The 16296-nt window shown below is 45.4% G+C and carries 18 protein-coding genes; 5 read left to right on the forward strand and 13 right to left on the reverse strand.

The window, feature by feature from the left end:
- Positions 1-18: 18 nt before the first annotated feature.
- The 3 genes from R7044_RS09085 (at position 19) to R7044_RS09095 (ending at position 3192) form a co-directional block, all read left to right on the forward strand.
- The gene (locus tag R7044_RS09085) at positions 19-1545 is read left to right on the forward strand and encodes a tripartite tricarboxylate transporter permease (RefSeq protein WP_005388177.1); all 1527 of its coding nucleotides are present in this window, start codon (positions 19-21) and stop codon (positions 1543-1545) included.
- Between the two features lie 279 nt (positions 1546-1824).
- The gene (locus tag R7044_RS09090; RefSeq protein ID WP_005377268.1) at positions 1825-2340 is read left to right on the forward strand and encodes a hypothetical protein; all 516 of its coding nucleotides are present in this window, start codon (positions 1825-1827) and stop codon (positions 2338-2340) included.
- An 81-nt stretch (positions 2341-2421) separates the two neighbouring features.
- The gene (locus R7044_RS09095; RefSeq protein WP_005377266.1) at positions 2422-3192 is read left to right on the forward strand and encodes a sulfite exporter TauE/SafE family protein; all 771 of its coding nucleotides are present in this window, start codon (positions 2422-2424) and stop codon (positions 3190-3192) included.
- Between the two features lie 293 nt (positions 3193-3485).
- Here the strand turns inward: R7044_RS09095 and R7044_RS09100 are convergent, their stop codons facing one another.
- From R7044_RS09100 to sctW, 13 genes are all read right to left on the reverse strand, one after another.
- On the reverse strand, positions 3486-4457 hold the full coding sequence (locus tag R7044_RS09100) for a TAXI family TRAP transporter solute-binding subunit (RefSeq protein WP_005377264.1): 972 nt from the start codon (positions 4455-4457) through the stop codon (positions 3486-3488).
- Positions 4458-4662: 205 nt separating this feature from the next.
- Positions 4663-5667, reverse strand: a complete 1005-nt coding sequence (vopD, locus tag R7044_RS09105; RefSeq protein WP_005377262.1) for a type III secretion system translocon subunit VopD — start codon at positions 5665-5667, stop codon at positions 4663-4665.
- A gap of 10 nt (positions 5668-5677) precedes the next feature.
- Entirely contained in the window at positions 5678-6877 is a 1200-nt protein-coding gene (vopB, locus tag R7044_RS09110; protein WP_005377260.1) for a type III secretion system translocon subunit VopB, read from the reverse strand.
- 7 nt (positions 6878-6884) lie between these two features.
- Complete coding sequence (gene vcrH / locus R7044_RS09115; RefSeq protein WP_005377258.1) at positions 6885-7370, reverse strand: SycD/LcrH family type III secretion system chaperone VcrH; 486 nt, start codon at positions 7368-7370, stop codon at positions 6885-6887.
- Positions 7371-7382: 12 nt separating this feature from the next.
- Complete coding sequence (locus tag R7044_RS09120) at positions 7383-9206, reverse strand: virulence-associated V antigen (RefSeq protein ID WP_272870541.1); 1824 nt, start codon at positions 9204-9206, stop codon at positions 7383-7385.
- A gap of 10 nt (positions 9207-9216) precedes the next feature.
- Positions 9217-9501 carry an LcrG family type III secretion system chaperone gene (locus R7044_RS09125; protein ID WP_005377254.1) on the reverse strand — a complete coding sequence of 95 codons (285 nt, stop codon included), beginning with the start codon at positions 9499-9501 and terminating at the stop codon, positions 9217-9219.
- A gap of 60 nt (positions 9502-9561) precedes the next feature.
- Positions 9562-9975: an LcrR family type III secretion system chaperone gene (locus R7044_RS09130; protein WP_005377252.1), complete on the reverse strand. Its 414-nt coding sequence runs from the start codon at positions 9973-9975 to the stop codon at positions 9562-9564.
- A complete protein-coding gene (gene vcrD, locus R7044_RS09135; RefSeq protein WP_086013006.1) occupies positions 9975-12101 on the reverse strand; it encodes a SctV family type III secretion system export apparatus subunit VcrD in 2127 nt (708 codons plus the stop codon). The genes R7044_RS09130 and vcrD overlap by 1 nt, the downstream gene beginning before the upstream one ends.
- Entirely contained in the window at positions 12085-12426 is a 342-nt protein-coding gene (gene vscY / locus R7044_RS09140) for a type III secretion system chaperone VscY (protein ID WP_005377248.1), read from the reverse strand. The genes vcrD and vscY overlap by 17 nt, the downstream gene beginning before the upstream one ends.
- 5 nt (positions 12427-12431) lie before the next feature.
- Positions 12432-12809, reverse strand: coding sequence for a type III secretion system protein VscX (gene vscX / locus R7044_RS09145; protein ID WP_017821329.1), 378 nt, complete (start codon positions 12807-12809; stop codon positions 12432-12434).
- Complete coding sequence (gene sycN, locus R7044_RS09150) at positions 12806-13180, reverse strand: type III secretion chaperone SycN (protein ID WP_225455486.1); 375 nt, start codon at positions 13178-13180, stop codon at positions 12806-12808. The genes vscX and sycN overlap by 4 nt, the downstream gene beginning before the upstream one ends.
- Positions 13167-13451: a TyeA family type III secretion system gatekeeper subunit gene (locus tag R7044_RS09155; RefSeq protein ID WP_170893405.1), complete on the reverse strand. Its 285-nt coding sequence runs from the start codon at positions 13449-13451 to the stop codon at positions 13167-13169. The genes sycN and R7044_RS09155 overlap by 14 nt, the downstream gene beginning before the upstream one ends.
- The gene (gene sctW / locus R7044_RS09160; protein ID WP_225455487.1) at positions 13432-14325 is read right to left on the reverse strand and encodes a type III secretion system gatekeeper subunit SctW; all 894 of its coding nucleotides are present in this window, start codon (positions 14323-14325) and stop codon (positions 13432-13434) included. The genes R7044_RS09155 and sctW overlap by 20 nt, the downstream gene beginning before the upstream one ends.
- A gap of 185 nt (positions 14326-14510) precedes the next feature.
- Here sctW and vscN point away from each other — a divergent pair, with 185 nt between their 5' ends.
- Positions 14511-15833 (forward strand): SctN family type III secretion system ATPase VscN, encoded by a 1323-nt coding sequence (gene vscN / locus R7044_RS09165; RefSeq protein WP_054576988.1) that lies wholly within the window; start codon positions 14511-14513, stop codon positions 15831-15833.
- Positions 15830-16291, forward strand: coding sequence for a type III secretion protein (locus R7044_RS09170; protein WP_005377236.1), 462 nt, complete (start codon positions 15830-15832; stop codon positions 16289-16291). Before vscN ends, R7044_RS09170 begins: the two co-directional genes overlap by 4 nt.
- The last annotated feature ends 5 nt before the right edge of the window (positions 16292-16296 follow it).

Here is a 16296-nt window from a genome sequence, read left to right on the forward strand (position 1 = left end):
CAAAGAAAGGACTGAATTATGTTAGATGGAATTCTACAAGGTTTATCCACTGCAGTAATGCCAATGAACATTATGATGGTGATCGTTGGTTGCTTCGTCGGTACATTTATCGGCATGTTACCTGGACTTGGGCCGATCTCAGCCATTGCTTTGATGATCCCAATTACTTATGGCCTAGAGCCCTCCTCTGGCCTTATTTTAATGGCGGGTGTTTATTACGGTGCGGTATTTGGTGGTTCTACATCGTCGATTTTAATTAACGCGCCGGGTTGTTCTTCAACCGTGGTCACAGCATTCGACGGCTACCCAATGGCTCAAAAAGGCCAGGCAGGTAAAGCATTAGCTTTGGCAGCTTATTCGTCTTTCACTGGCGGTACGCTATCTGCCATTATGTTGCTTGTTGCCGCACCAGCATTGGCTAGCGTCTCCCTTAGCTTCCAATCGTCGGACTATTTTGCGTTGATGCTACTTGGGTTATCAGCAGTCGCGGCTTTTGCGGGGAAAGGTCAGGTAATCAAAGCGTGGATGATGACCATTCTTGGTTTGATGCTATCTACAGTTGGAATCGATAAAGGCGTAGGCGTTGAACGCTTTACCTTCGGTTTAACGGATTTAATGGATGGCTTTAGCTTCTTGTTGCTTGCAATGGCGACATTCGCACTGGGTGAAACATTGATGGGCATTCTTAAACCATCAAAAGACACCAGCGATGAAGAACAAGAAAAGCTGAGCAACATTGGCTCAATGAAAGTGACCAAGGAAGAAATCAAAGATGTTGCGCCTGTTTCAATTCGCTCTTCAATATTAGGTTTCTTCACTGGCGTTCTTCCTGGCGCAGGGGCAACCATTGCTGCTTTTTTAAGCTATGGTATGGAGCGCAACCTCGCACCTAAAGAGAAAAAGGATGAGTTCGGTAAAGGCAGTATCCGTGGTTTGGTTGCGCCAGAGTCTGCGAACAATGCAGCATCTAGTGGTTCATTTGTACCGCTATTAACGCTTGGTATTCCGGGCTCTGGTACAACAGCAATAATGCTCGGTGCGCTGATCGCTTATGGTATTCAACCTGGACCTCGCCTATTTGTTGAACACCCAGATGTGTTCTGGTCAGTGATCATTTCCATGTACTTCGGCAACATCGTACTTGTGATCCTGAACTTACCATTGATTCCGTACATTTCAAAGCTTTTGGCGGTTCCAAGAACGGTGCTTCTACCGATGATTTTATTCTTCTCAATCACCGGGGTTTATTTGGTCTCTTTTAACACTATGGATGTGTTCGTGATGCTGATTGTGGCTATGGCTGCCATTGCACTTCGGCTCGCTAACTTCCCGCTCGCACCTTTATTGCTGGGCTTCATCCTTGGAGGATTAATGGAAGAGAACTTACGCCGCGCATTAATGATTTCAGATGGAGAACTGAGTTTCCTATGGGAGCGTCCTATTACCCTTACCTTTACTGTTTTAGCTGTATTGGTATTGGCAAGTCCACTAATCGTAAAGCTGATTCAAAAGTTTAAAGCACAGCCAGTCAGCGTTGAGCAGTAATCGCTGTCTCTTTCAACCTAGATAAAGCCATCCATCGTGATGGCTTTATCTTCCACCCTCCAAATCGTTCGCTTATTGTGCAGATGGTATTGACAAATCACTGTCGTTATATGAAGGTGATTGTATGAACACACACTTAGCGCAACTTAACCAACGAATTATCATCATTCCATAGGAATGGTGGGATTTTTTGATGCGCTCAGTATTTATCGAACCCACCCATAGCGGTGGGTTTTCTGTCTCTACCGTATGGGAAAAGCTCTCTTGGAGGCGGTCACAATGCAAAAAATAGCAGTTTTTGGTAAACCCGGCAGTGGAAAATCGACGGTAAGTAAAGCAATCGCGTCTGCTACCGGTCTTCCTCTTCATCAATTAGATTCAATAGTCTATAAACCAAACGGTGCTCCCGTTGAGCGTAACGTTTTTGATGAAGCCCATAGCAATATACTAAGCTCAGATCGTTGGATTATAGATGGCCTTGGACCGATCAGCTCTTTCAACGCTCGTTTAGATGCAGCCGATACTCTCATTTATATTGATCTACCATACTCCGTAAGCTATTGGTTTGTGACGAAACGTCTCCTTAAAGGACTATTCATAAAACCTGAAGGTTGGCCTGATGGTAGTTCGGTACTGAAAGGAACGTTACAAAGCTACAAAGTTCTTCAGCAATGCCCCGCATTCTGGAATGATGACTTTATGTATCGCCTCGAAGGGTACTCTCAAAGTAAAGCCGTTCATGTCATCAAAAACGTTACAGAACTGAACAATTTTGTTTTAGAGCGGGTAAAGTAAACCTCATATCAGAACATTAGAGCATGTAGGTTAGATCATCTGAAGCTCTAACAATAAAAAAGAACATAACAAGGATTGTTTATGCTTTTAGAACTCTCACTTTTATTCATTGCTGGCGTAATTGGTGGGATCATTAACTCCATAGCGGGAGGCGGAAGCTTTATTACTTTTCCGGCTCTATTGGCAGTTGGTGTTCCTCCTATTATGGCTAACGCAACAAACACATATGCTTCATGTGCGGGTTACATTAGTGGAGCCGTCGGGTTCAGAGAAGAGATCATGAAGAACAAGCATGAACTGCTGTTCACAGTCTCATTCAGTTTAGTCGGCGGCGCTGTCGGAGCATATCTGTTGCTCAACACGCCAGAATCGCTATTTATGGAAGCTATCCCTTGGTTACTCTTATTTGCCACCGTGCTTTTTCTCACCGGTTCTCGTTTAACAATGCTAATCAAAACTGTCGCGAAAGAGCACAAACATGCTGGCATACTCGGAGCAATCGCGTTGGGTTCACTACTTGTTGGTGTCTCTGCTTACGGTGGTTTTTTCAACGCAGGTTTAGGGGTTATTGTTCTGAGCTATCTGGTAGTAGCTGGCCACCAAGACATTAATTTAATGAACGGTTTGAAATTGCTCGTATCTACGTGTGTTTCACTCATTGCTATCGTGATTTTTGTTGCCAATGGCTCCATTGACTGGCACACAGGTAGTGTTGTTTTGGTCGGTACGTTGGTAGGTGGGTATCTTGCAGCTCGTGTCTCTCGTCAACTGAATCCTAATCATGTTAAAGGGTTTGTTGCTCTTTCTTCTATTCTCATCACTATCTACTTTTTCATTGATGTTTATGTTTAAGCAAAACTTGTACAAGTGGATAACACTCCTACAAAAACGCCAGCGCGAAAGATTAATGCAGATGGCTTAACGATTTTTTGTGTCACTCCAGCGAGGTTAGGAATCTAATAGCACTACACTGAGCGGCTAATGAAACCATTTTGATCACAAAGTGCTCGGATGGAAGAGCCTGTATCACGCTCCTTCGTCGCTGTACAGGGTGACGAGAAATAGAAATATGCCACTCGCGGTTAAACGAGTGGCATTGATCGAGAAAGATGGCGTTTTACATCAATAATAAGAGAAAGTAACGCTTACTTAATCAGCCCTACTTCTTTGTAGTATTTGAGCGCACCTGGGTGAAGAGGCGCAGATAAACCGTCTTTTACCATTTCCTCTTTCTTCAAGTTTGCAAACGCTGGGTGGAGACGGCGGAAATCATCGAAGTTTTCAAATACCGCTTTAACCACGTTATAAACCACATCTTCTGGTACCGCAGTAGAAGAAACAAACGTCGCGCCCACACCAAAGGTTTGAACATCACTATCTGTGCCACGATACATACCACCTGGGACATTTGCGACACGATAGAAGCTGTTGTCTGCAACCAGTTTTTCTACATTAGGTCCAGCTACCGTTACGATATTACTATCACACGACGTAGTGGCTTCTTTAATCGCTCCACTTGGGTGACCAACGGTATAAATCATCGCATCAATTTTGTTATCACAAAGTGCTTTTGATTGCTCTGCTGCTTTTAACTCAGAGACAAGCTTAAAGTCGTCGTTACTCCAACCATACTGGTTCATTAGCACTTCCATAGTACCTCGCTGACCAGAACCAGGATTACCAATGTTGACGCGCTTACCTTTCAAGTCATCAAAAGTTTTGATGTTCGCGTCTTTACGTGCAACGACAGTAAACGGTTCTGGATGAACGGAGAATACGGCGCGCAGCTCTTTAAAAGGCCCGCTTTCTTCAAACTTACTGGTTCCTTTGTAAGCATGATACTGCCAGTCTGATTGCGCGATACCGAGGTCCAATTCACCAGCACGAATAGTGTTGATGTTATAAATCGATCCCCCAGTACTTTCTACCGAACAACGGATACCGTGCTCTTCTCGCGATTTGTTAACCAAGCGACAAATAGCGCCACCAGTCGGATAATAAACCCCTGTTACGCCACCGGTACCAATCGTGACAAACGTTTCCTCCGCAGACGCAGAAAAGCCTGTTGTGAGTGCAGCCAAAGAAGCCGCAAGTGCGATTTGCTTAAACTTAAACATTGAACATCCCTTTTACCTGTGTTGATGACCGTTTAAGTATAGCAACCGTTAACAATTTGATAACGTTTGAGTTCTCATCCTTGGAGGTTGATTTATAGATATATATTTTTTTATCAACTTAACCTGCTGATAAATAGCGTTTATACTTTTATCCCATAAAAAAAGCGTTGTATAAACAACGCTTTGTAGTTAGTGAAACGGATGGTTACACCGTTGGGACTGACGCTCGCCACGCTTGGTTCTGGCTATCTGAGATAGATCGGAACAAGTCACGTAGCTCTTTCAATAAACCTTCTTGGAAACCAATGTTTTCATCGGCTTTCTGTTTGGCTGCTTGTGCGCGAGTCGCTTGTACTTCATCATCTTTGCTGCGCGCTTGCGCTTTGGTTTGCTCTACATTCGATGCTGAGTTTGCCATCTGGCCCAAAGCTTGAAGAATCGCGTTCTTCGCTTGGTTTGAGCTCATCAACTTATCGAACTTACGGCCACCACTTGTCAGCTGCGCTGTCGTGTCTGCGATATTGTCTTTCGCTAGTGAGTGCGCACGCTTAACCTGATCTTGCTGCGTTTTAGACAAGCTATTGTTATTTAATAACTCTTCTGCTTGATCGAAGCCAGCTTTTTGCGTTTTCAGTACATTATTGCTCGCCATTTCATTCTTGATTTCTTTCCCTGCTTTGAAAGAACCAAGGGCACCAATAATTGCGGTAGCACCCGCTAATACACCCGAAACGACTGCCATCGCGATCATTGCGCTTGCCGAGTTGTTTAGTTCTGCCGCTTGGCTTTCTAAACTCGCGACGTTTGCTTCAACAGCAATTTCACGTTGTAGCACTTGCTGCTCACGGCTCAGCTTTGATACTTGATACAACAATGTTAATAGCGTCAACGATTGTGATACCGCATCTGATGGTGACTTGATCACCTCCTCACCGTTAAGCGCTTTCATCGTTGTGCTCATTAATGAGCTCACCGTCGGCGCAAGAGCACTCATTAAGTTTGCAACAACTTGAGCTTGGTTACTCACTGTGGGAGCTTTAGGTGTCTCTAACTGGTAGCGTGCTGCACCAGAAACACCTGACTCACTTTGGCTTTTAACGGCACCCGCTTCAAGCTTTGTTTCCGGCGCTTTTTCTGCTTTGTTGGTTTTAATGGTATCGCCTAAACCGTATAGTTCACCACGACCCGTTCCGCCTACTTTATCTAGCATAATAAACTCCTTATACCGTTGCAGGACGGCTTAACACCGTTTGCATAGTTTCACTTTTCGCTTGAATCATTTGCATGATGAGGCTCATCAGCTCTTGGAAGTCTTCCATCAACTTACCAATCTCTTCTTTGAGCTTATCAATGACAGCCTGGCTTAACGTCATTTTGGCTCGAAGGTCTGTGATATCAGCCTGAATCTCTGTTACGTGAGCATTGTTAGCAGCATGGACACTGTCCGTTGCGCCTTTACCCACGTTGACGGCAAGATCGACGGTTTCTGCGCCATAACGAATCGCTTTCGCTGTTGTTGTCGCAGCTTTTGTGCCCATATCCGCCACTTTCGCCATGTTTGCAGCGGCTTTCGTAGCGATTTCCGTGACCTTTTGAGCTACCTTACCAGCACCTTTTGCTGCAAGTTTCGCGATACCGCCAGCAGCTGCACCACCAAACGTCACAACAGCTCCGATAACCGCGACGGCGATTTCTAATGCCATTACGACTTTGTTTAGCACATCGACATTTACGCCCGCTTCTTTTAGCGCATCTTGAACGGCTGGCTCTTGCAACGCCATGCTCACTGCTCCCATGACGCCACCAGCGATCATAAGTGCACCGGCTGCTGCACCAACACCCGTTGCCACCATTACGGCACCAACAACAATAGAAACCACCGCACTGATCCAACCAAAGATCTTCGCTGCTAAGCCTGATTTTTGGGCTTCTTTTGCAGCGGCTTCCGATTCTTTGATTTTGTCTTGGTTTTCCACCATCTCTTTTTCGTGCTTAGCTTTTGCGACCTTCACTTCCTGAATTTTCAGCTCGTTTTGAGCACTTTTCAGTTTATCCGTGATAGCAGCAAGCTCTACTTCAAAATCATCAGCAGATCCTGCGATGATTTTGACGGCAATCGAACCTGTTTGGTCTGCAACTGCATGGAGAGATTTTGCAATGGTATCGACGATCTTTTGCAGCTGTGCCATGGCTTTTAGCGTCAAATCATTCACTTTGTCACTAACAGCTGCGTTAGGTGCATCTAACTGAACTTTTACTTTTCCGGTGTTCAGTACATCTGCATCTTTACTCTTCACGTTTTCTACCGTCACAGAAGGCGTCGCTGTAGACGCCGTTTTCTGCACGTTATCTAACGTGGCTTGGCCAGATTCAGGGCTATAAACCTGTGTCTGGATGCGGTCAAGTGCAATAGAACTCATAGTCTAATTACTCCTTTTTATTTCTCACCGCTTCTAACATGATGCCTGCACGCTCATGCAAATCTGCATATTGTGATTTTCCGGCAGACATCTCCTTCGCGCTGTAAAACCCACTCTCTGCTTCTGTCAGTTGTTCCAGTTTAAGGTGACATTCAGCAGAGTGAAAAGGTGGGCGTGGATCATTTACGTCCACTAGCGCTGCGTAGCTGTAGGCGTCTATTGCCTGCAGATACTCACCCAACTCCTGACGAGCCGCGCCAAGGCCAATGAAAAATCGCGCCTGATAATGATCAAGCATGCTGAGTAATTGAAATACTTTCGCTGCTTGCTCAATCTTTCCCGATTGGAAAAAGTTGTAACCTACGGCATAAATGTGTTCGATGGTGTCCTGAGACACATCGTGCAACATTTTTAGCGTGCCTCCCTCTTCCAAAAAAGACAGCAGTTCTTCTGCTTGCATTTGAGATGGATCGGTCGCGTTTGTTTTAGTCATGGTTGGTTATCCTTAAATGGCTCGTAGGATTTCTTGTAAAATACTGTGGTACTTCTGAACAAACTTGTTCATCGCTTCAACGGTCGAGTTGTATTGAGAACTGGTGTCGTTCAGCTCAGTGGTTTTGATTTGCACTTCATCGTTAAGCAACTTGGATTTAGCACTGACAGAACTAGAAAAATTAGACAGCTTTTTCGACTTCTCTTCGTCTTGGTACGAAGCACCATCACCGATAGTAATACCTTGTGTTTGAAGGAAGTCTCGATGGTTTGTTATCTTATTATCCGTCAAATACTTGTACTCAGGTGAAGCTTCAAAATCCGTTTGATTGCTGTAGTTAAAGTCACTCGCTTTGAAGTTACTTTCTGGATATCCCGGTTTATAAACCCCATCAACACTTTGCGTAGAGTGAATTTTTGATTGCACAACACCAAAAACTTTAAGCTGTATTGTGAGATCCTCTAATGCCTCTTTCTGGTCATTACGTTTCTCTAAACGGTTAACACGACGCTCATTTAGTGCAAGCAGCACTTGCTCATCAAAACGGTCTCCAATGCTGGACTCAACAACGGCCAACAAATCACGAGCCGTTAGAGAGTGCTCTGCTCTCACCTCGCGATCCGCTTTCTCTTTATCGGTGATATTGAGTAGACGCTCTTTCAATGCCCCTAAGTTTTTGCGCAATGCCTCGTATCGCTCAGTAAATGAAGCCCCGGTAGATTCACCTTTTACTATTTTTTCAAACTGTAATCGGATATCTCGTTCGGTGTTTTCTTTGATCAAATTAACTTGAGCTGCCGTTATTTGTGTCTTTTGGACATCGGCTATCGCGCTGTCCTGGTAAAAGTCATCGATTTCTATATTTGTTAAACTCACCGCGAAGTTGGCGAACAGACTAGAAAGGGTCAAAGGCTCAGTTCCACCAATGACAGTATTAAGTGTTGCTTTTAGATTGTTCGTTCCACTCGCCTCACCATAAGCTGCGCTATATTGGCCTTTCACTTGAGCGGCCATTTCATCTAACGCTTCTTTAAGCTGCTGTTTAGAAATACCAGGAGTCCAGGTAATTCTGCTAGCTAGCGCACTTGCGTCATCGGTGCTTAAAGTAATACCAATGCCTTGAAAACTACTTTTTAATTGAGCTGAGACTTGAAGGGCGAAACTCTCTTTAGTCAACAGAAAGTCCGAGCTCTTCAGTTGCGCGAGATTAACGGAACCTAAGCTACTAAAGGCATTGCGAAGAAAAGAAATAGAAGCATCTCTCACTTCACGGGAGCCCATTTGATTAGCAAGCTCTGCAACAAAAAGAGAAATTTCTTTGGTGGCATTAGCCAGTTCTGTCTCGGAGAGGTTGGCGATCTGCTCCGCTTGGTTACTCTGGGTGCCCAGATTAAATTGACTAACAAACTCAGTAGATAACGAGCTATCTACGTTTTCCGTCAGTAGCTTACTAAACCAAGCCTGAAACTGATTTGATAGCGTTTGGTTTGTTTGAGCATTAAACTCGGCTGCGGTTAATTCGCCATCTGAGTTAGCACTTTGTAGCGACTTTATCCAAACCGATGCGGTGTCGGTCAATGATATACCAGCAAACGCGTTATTTTTCGCTTTTAGGTTTTCAAGCGTATCAACATAAAGCGCGATGCTTTGTGATTCCGTTTGTCCCGAGATAGTTGGCAATGAAGAGATTATCGAGGCAAGTTGCTGAGTCTCTGCTTCACCCAGTACAGGGGTAAATGCCTCTATCAAGTTTTGTTGGAAAGTGGGTAATGGTGCACTACTCGCAGCTGTGTCTGTTGCTCCTGTCGTAGAGCCAGTCGTTTTCATATTCGTCATTTCCAAACCTCTAAATCATCATGCCGCGCATCACTGTGGGACGCTTTCTGCGTTTACCTGACGTACCTTGTAGCTGAGTTTGTTGCTGCCGGCGGCGCTGGACTTCGTCTATTAGCTCTTGCTCTGCACGTTTCATGGTATCTACTGGCGCTTTTATGCCGCCAAGTAAAACATCCCCCGCAACAGGACCAACACCTAAGCCTTCCAATAGCTCGTTAAAAATATCGGTTCTGTCTTCAGCTTTTCTAATGGCAAGCTCAGCGTTCTCAATCGCATCGGTAAACGGTTGCTTCATCTTGATTCCTATCTTAAAGCGGGTCATCTCATCGGTGCTGTCAGTAACAGTCGTGAGTTTTTACTTTTTCAACTTTTTCAAAGGTCTATAATCTGCTAGGCGTAAACAGTACCAGTCTTCTAGCTCATCATGGCTTGCACCGCATGCTTTTAGATAGAACTGTGCCAATCGCTGGCTGCTCATGTTGCTACCACGTAACACATCGACGTTGCCGCGAATGACCCAATCGGAGGGATAAAGTTGAATGGCATGTTCAGCCAAGAGAAATAAGCCGGCAAAGGGGTTACTCAACCCCAATTTTGGACGAACGCGTTTCAGAAGAACGATGATGATTTCACCGTCCTCCACCCGAAAAACGAGCTCTAAGCCCTCAACTTCAATTCGATAACCAAGTTGAATTTCACTTTGTTGCCAAAAGTATGGCGTCACTTCGATCCCCGCTTGCGCCAGCGAGAGTATTAGTTTTGTTTTCATTACATCCCCACCCTTCCAAGTGGCTGAATATTGATTTGCTGGGTTAGTTCTTGAAATGACAAAACGGGCAGATCGTAGTATTCCGATTCAATAAGCTTTCGCACATATCGGCGTACATCCATAGACACAACTAGCACAGGTTTATTCGGCATGCGGCTTAAGTCACCAATGGTCTGTTTCACATCACTGACAAATTGTTGCGTTACTGACGGATCTAACGCCAAGTAACTCCCTGCTGAGGTTTGACGAATACCGCTGCGTATTGTGTCTTCGAGATTTTGATCCAATAAGTAAGCGGGCAACATGTTTTGTCCGCTCGCGTATTTGTAGCAAATGTAACGTTTTAAGCTGGAACGAATGTACTCCGTCAGCTGTACAACATCTTTCTCTTTTTGGCCCCACTCAACCATCGCTTCCAAGATCACGCGAAGGTTTCGGATAGAAATGTCTTCAGAAACCAAGCGTTGCAAGATTTCCGTCATTTTTTGCAACGGAACAATACGCTGGGCCTCTTTGACTAGCTCCGAATAACTGCCTTCCATCTGCTCCAACAGATAACGCGTCTCCTGAATACCAATAAAGTCTTGTGCGTACTCCTTAAGAACATGAGACAAGTGGTACGTTAAAATCCTGTCGGGTGTGAGAAAACCGACATGACTGGCTACGAGTTTTTGCTCATAACTCTGTGCCACCCAAATGCTAGAAATGCCGGGTAGAAAATCTTCATCTTGCTCATAAGGCACGCCTAATAAATCGATCTGTTCATTCCCTTCTGTCACCAAGAGTTGATCTTTAACAATTCGTCCTCGTGCAACCGGGACTTCTTGTAACTGAATTAAGTACTCGCCATTTTGCATCCCCTCGTTAAAGCGCAGGTGGATGCCTGGGAAAGGCACGCCTAGGTCGAGATATAGTGCGCGTCTAACCCTTGCTAGCTCTTCATTTAATGCGACCGCTTCCAAGCTTTCCTGAAGGCTCGCGTCAAGATCAATCAACAGCGGGACCGTCATGGCGAACTCTTCTTGCTCACCTAACTTACCTTTGCTGTTTCTAGAAGGCGTGGGTTTGCTTGGCTTCGCCGCTGGCGAACCGGCCCCTTGCGAAACAAAGCTTGATAAGTCGGTGCTATCTGATTCCGCTTGTTTTTTCTGTTGATAGAAAAGGAAGAAACCACCACCACCAACCACGGCGGCCAAGACCAGAAAAGTGATTTTTGGAAACCCAGGAATGAGTGCGAACAGCACCAAAAGCACACCACCAATAAGAAGCGCACGTGGCTGAGCAATGACCTGTCCACCAATGTCCGACCCAAGATCAGAAGAGTCTTCATGAGAAACACGCGTCACGATAATACCGGCGGTAATCGCGATAAAGAGTGCCGGGATCTGCGACACCAAACCATCGCCAACGGTCAAAATCGCAAATAACTCAAGTGCTTCAGAAGCACTCATGCCTTTTTGCGTTACCCCGATCGTGACGCCACCTAAGATGTTGACCACAATGATGACCAGACCCGCAATGGAGTCGCCTTTAACGAACTTCATCGCGCCATCCATCGAGCCATACATTTGGCTTTCTTTTTCAATCAGTGATCGTCGGTGCCTAGCTTCGTGTACGTCAATTACTCCAGCACGCATGTCACCGTCAATACTCATCTGCTTACCAGGCATCGCATCGAGTGAGAAGCGCGCACTAACTTCTGCTACCCTTTCTGAGCCTTTGGTGATCACCATAAACTGAACAATGGTAATGATCAGGAACACAACAATACCGACCACTAAGTTACCGCCCACAACGAAGTTACCGAATGTATAAACGATTTGACCAGCATCGCCTTGTAGCAAGATCAAGCGGGTTGTCGTGATAGATAAAGACAGACGAAACAATGTCGTGATCAATAGCACCGCAGGAAATGCAGAGAACTCAAGTGGCGTGGTGATGTAAATCGCTAACATAAGCAGCACCACCGCAATGCTCATGTTGGTGCCAATCAGCACATCCACCAGTGCGGTAGGAAGTGGCAATATCATCATAAAGACGATCGCGAGTAACATCACCGCAAGCATGATGTCTTTGCGTTGCCCTACTTTGTTTAGAATATCGATCAACTTATTCATGTGATTCACTATTTAAAGATTGCAGATAGCGTCGGTGCGCTTGGCGTGCCCCATCGACGTCATTTTGTTTCCAACGCGCTTGGCTTAAACAAAACCAGAGTCCTGCCGAGTCAGGATGAAGGTCAGATTTTAATAAGTGCTCACACACCTCAATCGCCCGGGTATATCGACCACTTTGTAAACACGCCACAGCAAGTGTTTGCATCGCCTCTTTGTGCTGCGGTTCTATTTCTAGAACCGCATCGAGAATAGAAATGGCATGCTCTGGCTTTTGGTATTGAACTTGTAGCGCAGCGTGAACAAGTAAGAGTTCAATGTCTTTGGATCTCAACATGTTGGTTAGACCTGAATAAGGAGATTGAGCGCCATAGTGAGGTAACGCTGATCTAGTTGCGTACTTTGTAGCGTTTCAGATGCTTTGATAAAAGAAGCGGAGCCTGAATCCTGTGCAAGAACTTGCAGCTGAGATAACGTTTCATCAAATTGTTGACGGTATTTTTCTGGACGCAACAACTCTGAGTGCAGCAGCTTGGGCTTAGTTAACGCGATGAGATATTGGTCTGAAGGCCTGAGATCATAGAGCTTCTCTAAATGTGTAGCGACCGCCTGACCATCAGGAAGCAATTGAAATCGCTCTGGGAAATCGGCCTTAACTTCACTATGAGTAACATGCGTAAAGGCTTCGATGCCTACGTTTAAAGTGCTGACTCGAGTCATGTGCCTGCCACATCGTTATGTAGACGAGCCAAAAGCGTAAACGCTTGCTCTAAGGTCGGAAGTGTTACTTCTTCTCCTTTTAGCCTTGCTGAAAAAACCAGAGTTTGTTCATCTAACAAGCCGGTTTTAATTTCGAAAGGCCAGCCTTGATCGGCATGACACAAACACAGTGCACTTTGAATCATGTCACTGGTTTGATGCCAAGATAACGCTCGAGACAACATCAAGAATAACTGCTCACCCTGTCGCTCAATATGCAGCGTACCACTTTGCTCAAAATCCAACTGCACCCGTCCAGCTGATGAGAAATCGACGGCATCGAGCCCCATTCCTCGGCAAAATTCATCGACGGATGCATCAATCCAACTCATCTTCCCACGCTTCCTCTTCTTCTATATCAATGGCTTCGTCTAGCGCCTTTTGTACCGCTTGGATTAAATTCTGTCGTTGTTCTTCATCGGCGAATACGTCAATTGGGATTGCGCGAACTAACTTATGGAACTCTCGAAAAAAATCGATTTTTTGTTCTACCGCCGTCAATTCCATTGCGTTGACGACTTTCCATATCTCATCACTGCTTACCCATCGCTGCTCTACCAACGCAATCACATCAGCCATCAAATTAGAAACTTGATAAGCCATAATTCGTCCTTTCCGATTTAAACATTTGGAACAGCTGACTCACACGATCTTGCAACGTATTTAGAGTTTTGAGTTTTTGCATATCGGACATCAACCACTTCAACTTAACCGAATCGATACTGCTACCTTGAACACTAAGATCTGCACTCATGCCTTGCAGCATAAAGTCAACAGCGGTCGATACCTCCTGCTCACCAAAGCGCGCCACAACATCTTGATAAGCCGCGCCGAGCCCTTGATAACTATGAACGGTATCGCGGTAGAAGCCGCGCAGCTGATGCAAAGAGCTAAACTCTTGCTCTTGGCTGTATTCATCAGCAAAATTTGAGACGCGGATTTCCGTATCGATTTGAGACCATGTATCTGGGTTTTGCTCGATTCTTAGAAGTGCTTGGTCAATCAGCGCTAGTAGGTGTTTACTTTCTGGACTCGCACTCAAAAACTTTTTAACGGCTTTTAGCGCGAGGTATTGATGGCTTTTCTCCTCGGAAAACCCATTCAAGTAGGCTTGTAATTGCGCGATGGTCGAGATATTTCCTCCCGCCATTTTTGTAGCCAAATCTTTGATCTTTTGATTCTTTTCAAGATCAGGGACTTTTCTTAAGTAGTCCGAAACGAGTTCATGTGCTTCATTAACTCGAACACCACTGTCTTTCACTTTGCGCTTAGTCAGATCTTTCTCTGCTTTTTCGGAACCGAGTGAAGTGAGTTCTTCCATCGCATCAAAAAGTGATTGTGTGGCATTGTGAACACGGACGGTTTCACCGCGATAATTGCCTTTTTGTGAAACGTCGGGGCGAGACGATTCCAACCCGTTTTGGATAGACGCATCAAACTTTGGATTTGTTGCGATATGATTGTTGATAATACTCATTCACTTGCACTCCTTCCGCACAATACAGGCGAATTATAGGAAGTGCGCTTTGTTGAAGCTGTCAAAATCAGACGTGTTTTTTTAGTGCGCTTTCAGTTTTCTAAAAACTCCCGACTGATATTCACTATAAATTGATTCTTATACTTTCTATTCTCTCAGCATCAATCATTGCGCATATTTTTACCTTGAACGATTTCTCATACATCACTGATATCCAACAATCTGCGATTAAACACACGCGTTTGATCCAAATTCGCGGGCGCGTTACGCAAGTCACCGGCACCATTATCAAAGCTGTCGTCCCTGGCGTTCGTGTAGGTGAACTGTGTGAGTTGCGTAATCCCGATCAAACTCTGTCTTTGTTAGCGGAAGTGGTTGGCTTCCAGCAGCATCACGCTTTGCTCACTCCGTTAGGAAATATGTTTGGGATTTCCTCAAATACAGAAGTAAGCCCAATGGGTAAAATGCACGAAGTGGGTGTTGGCGACCACCTGTTAGGTACAACGCTTGACGGGCTTGGACGTCCTTTCGATGGTACGCAAAGTCAAGAACCAAGCGCTTGGTATCCTGTTTATCGCGATGCACCACCACCAATGCAACGTAAACTGATTGAAAAGCCAATCTCTCTTGGCGTTCGATCCATTGATGGGCTACTGACCTGTGGTGAAGGTCAGCGCATGGGTATTTTTGCAGCGGCTGGCGGGGGTAAAAGTACCCTACTGGCAAAACTGATTCGCTCCGCAGAAGTTGACGTGACCGTTCTCGCTTTGATTGGTGAACGTGGACGCGAAGTGCGCGAGTTTATTGAGCATGACCTAGGCGAAGAAGGAATGGCCAAATCGGTTTTAGTGGTCGCTACCTCTGATCGCCCAGCAATGGAGCGCGCCAAAGCCGCCTTTGTTGCCACTTCTATCGCAGAATATTTTCGTGACCAAGGTAAACGCGTGCTACTGCTGATGGATTCTGTAACGCGTTTCGCCCGCGCACAGAGGGAGATTGGACTAGCCGCAGGCGAGCCACCAACACGACGTGGCTATCCGCCTTCTGTTTTTGCCGCTTTGCCAAAGCTGATGGAACGAGCTGGACAATCAGACAAAGGATCAATTACGGCACTGTACACCGTGTTGGTGGAAGGTGACGACATGACGGAGCCTGTCGCGGATGAAACTCGCTCAATTTTAGACGGGCACATCATTCTCTCGCGCAAACTTGCGGCAATGAACCATTATCCCGCCATTGATGTACTTCGCTCAGCAAGCCGAGTGATGAATCAAATCGTTGAATCCGATCATCAGGCGTCTGCTGCTCATATTCGCGAAATGTTAGCTAAGTATGAAGAAGTTGAACTGCTAATCAAAATTGGCGAATACCAACATGGCGCAGATAGCCGAGCGGATATGGCCATTGCACAAAGTGATGATATACGCGCCTTTTTACGCCAAGGCACTCATGAACTAAGCGATCTTGATGGCGCTATCGCTCAACTTAAAGGGATGGCGAAACAATGATAGAACGCTTATTAGAAATCAAAAAAATTCGCGCTGACCGTGCGGATAAAGCCGTCAAGCGTCAAGAATACCGAGTGTCAAACGCCGCAGCACAGGTTCAAAAGGCCGAACGTTCTGTCGCGGACTATCACGTTTGGCGCCAGGAAGAAGAAGAGCGACGTTTTGCTAAAGCAAAACAACAAACGCTCGTTCTTAAAGAGCTGGAAACATTAAGACAAGAAATCGCGTTGTTAAGAGAGAGAGAAGCCGAACTTAAACAACGTGTGGCCGAGTCAAAAAAAGCGCTTGAAATCGAACGCTCGGCACTTAAAGAAAAGCAAAAAGAGGCGCGACAAGCCCATAAAACCAAAGAAAAATTCGTTCAGTTGCAGCAACAAGAAGTCGCGGAAAAATCGCGAGAAAGGCAATACCAAGAAGAACTCGAACAGGAAGAGTTTCGCACTGTCGACATTATCTAAAGGTT

The sequence above is a fragment of the Vibrio sp. 1402 genome (assembly GCF_033340275.1).

Coding starts and splice junctions, on each gene's coding strand:
- R7044_RS09085 (WP_005388177.1), top strand. CDS start 19: ATGTTAGATGGAATTCTACAAGGTTTATCCACTGCAGTAATGCCAATG.
- R7044_RS09090 (WP_005377268.1), top strand. CDS start 1,825: ATGCAAAAAATAGCAGTTTTTGGTAAACCCGGCAGTGGAAAATCGACG.
- R7044_RS09095 (WP_005377266.1), top strand. CDS start 2,422: ATGCTTTTAGAACTCTCACTTTTATTCATTGCTGGCGTAATTGGTGGG.
- R7044_RS09100 (WP_005377264.1), bottom strand. CDS start 4,457: ATGTTTAAGTTTAAGCAAATCGCACTTGCGGCTTCTTTGGCTGCACTC.
- vopD (WP_005377262.1), bottom strand. CDS start 5,667: ATGCTAGATAAAGTAGGCGGAACGGGTCGTGGTGAACTATACGGTTTA.
- vopB (WP_005377260.1), bottom strand. CDS start 6,877: ATGAGTTCTATTGCACTTGACCGCATCCAGACACAGGTTTATAGCCCT.
- vcrH (WP_005377258.1), bottom strand. CDS start 7,370: ATGACTAAAACAAACGCGACCGATCCATCTCAAATGCAAGCAGAAGAA.
- R7044_RS09120 (WP_272870541.1), bottom strand. CDS start 9,206: ATGACGAATATGAAAACGACTGGCTCTACGACAGGAGCAACAGACACA.
- R7044_RS09125 (WP_005377254.1), bottom strand. CDS start 9,501: ATGAAGCAACCGTTTACCGATGCGATTGAGAACGCTGAGCTTGCCATT.
- R7044_RS09130 (WP_005377252.1), bottom strand. CDS start 9,975: ATGAAAACAAAACTAATACTCTCGCTGGCGCAAGCGGGGATCGAAGTG.
- vscY (WP_005377248.1), bottom strand. CDS start 12,426: ATGTTGAGATCCAAAGACATTGAACTCTTACTTGTTCACGCTGCGCTA.
- vscX (WP_017821329.1), bottom strand. CDS start 12,809: ATGACTCGAGTCAGCACTTTAAACGTAGGCATCGAAGCCTTTACGCAT.
- sycN (WP_225455486.1), bottom strand. CDS start 13,180: ATGAGTTGGATTGATGCATCCGTCGATGAATTTTGCCGAGGAATGGGG.
- R7044_RS09155 (WP_170893405.1), bottom strand. CDS start 13,451: ATGGCTTATCAAGTTTCTAATTTGATGGCTGATGTGATTGCGTTGGTA.
- sctW (WP_225455487.1), bottom strand. CDS start 14,325: ATGAGTATTATCAACAATCATATCGCAACAAATCCAAAGTTTGATGCG.
- R7044_RS09170 (WP_005377236.1), top strand. CDS start 15,830: ATGATAGAACGCTTATTAGAAATCAAAAAAATTCGCGCTGACCGTGCG.